This window comes from Pseudomonas sp. NDM (assembly GCF_003105095.1).
Lineage (GTDB): Bacteria > Pseudomonadota > Gammaproteobacteria > Pseudomonadales > Pseudomonadaceae > Aquipseudomonas > Aquipseudomonas moraviensis_A.
This window is the reverse complement of sequence record NZ_QETJ01000319.1, coordinates 1-1,379: the sequence shown is the minus strand read 5'-3', so window position 1 is coordinate 1,379 and position 1,379 is coordinate 1. Positions and strand designations below refer to the sequence as shown.

Sequence of the window (1,379 nt, the reverse complement as noted above, 5' to 3'; positions counted from 1 at the left end):
AGAAAAATCAAAAGATCGCAGCCTTCGGCAGCTCCTACAGGGCACACTACAAGACTTTGACCGCACGCCCGATCGCCTGAATCGGCCCCGTCGGTTTGCCGATCGGCGAGCCGCTCGCGCCTTCCAGCGTCAGCTCGAACAGTTGGTTGGGCTGCAGCGGCGGCAATTTGTCCAGCGGCACCGACAAAGCCTGCCCCGGTTTGACCAGACCCAGGGAAACCGGCCCCGACCAGCCGTCAGCCTTGGTCCAGAACTCCAGCGCCTTGTCCGCCGGCACCTCGACCACGCCCAGCGGAATCAACTGGATCTCCCGGGAATCGCTCGCCTGAATCACCCAACCCGGCGCCTTGTCCTGCGGCGCCACCAGCACCACCAGATAACTCGGTTTCGGCGCAGTCTGGGTCAGCAGGATCGTGCCGAGAATCAATGTCGCCGCCAGACCGGCGGCGCTCAGACCGCGCCACAGCGGCAGCAGGTTCCACCACGAAGTCAGCGGTTTACTCACCGTCAGTCGTTCGAGACTGCGTTCGATGCGAGGCCACAGCTGCGCCGAGGGTTGCTGTGGCTCGGCCAGATCGGTCAGCTCCAGCAGCCGCCGTTCCCAGGCATCCACGGCGGCCCGCAATTCGGGTTCGTCGGGCAAACGCCGTTGCACCTCGATGCGCTGCTCGAACGACAGCGTGCCGAGCACGTATTCGCCGGCCAGTTCATCCCGGTCCTGCGCTGATTCGCCGGTCATCCCATGCACTCCCGCAAAGCATTGAGGCTGCGCTTGATCCACGCTTTGACCGTGCCCAGCGGCGTGTCGAGGCGTGCGGAAATCTGCGCATGGCTGTAACCGTCGACGTAGGCGTGGAGGATACAGCTGCGCCGCTGCGGTTCCAGTTGCTCGAGGCAGCGATGGATGCGCGCCGAGTGAACATCGGCCAACTCATCAGGCGCCGCTGCCTCATGTTCTTCGCTGAAGGGCGTTTCCCGACTTTGCCTGCGCAGCTGATTCAAGGCCAGATGCCGGGTCACGCTGAACATCCAGCCGCGCGCCGAACCGCGCGCCGGGTCGAACCCGGCGGCGCCGTTCCAGATCTTGATGAACGCCTCATGCACCACGTCCTCTGCCAGCGCCGTATCGCGCACCAGCCGCTTGGCTACGCCGAGCAAGCGCGGGCCTTCCTGCACATACAAATCGCGCAGAGCCGCGCGCTCGCCCCGGGCACAGGCAGCGAGGCGGGCTTCGTAATCGAAAACGGATTCGGCTAAAGGCATGGCGTGCAATCTAGCTCACATTCTCCAGAATCACACAGTCCCACTTGTAGGAGTGAGCCTGCTCGCGATAGCGCTGTGTCAGCCGGCAGATCGTTCACTGACATACCGCTATCGCG

At 64.0% G+C, this 1,379-nt stretch carries 2 protein-coding genes; both read right to left on the bottom strand.

Annotation, left to right across the window (positions count from 1 at the left end):
* Positions 1 to 46 precede the first annotated feature (46 nt).
* Entirely contained in the window at positions 47 to 739 is a 693-nt protein-coding gene (locus DCO47_RS26775; protein ID WP_042609124.1) for an anti-sigma factor domain-containing protein, read from the bottom strand.
* On the bottom strand, positions 736 to 1,263 hold the full coding sequence (locus DCO47_RS26770; RefSeq protein ID WP_116659284.1) for a sigma-70 family RNA polymerase sigma factor: 528 nt from the start codon (positions 1,261 to 1,263) through the stop codon (positions 736 to 738). Before DCO47_RS26770 ends, DCO47_RS26775 begins: the two co-directional genes overlap by 4 nt.
* Positions 1,264 to 1,379: the final 116 nt, after the last annotated feature.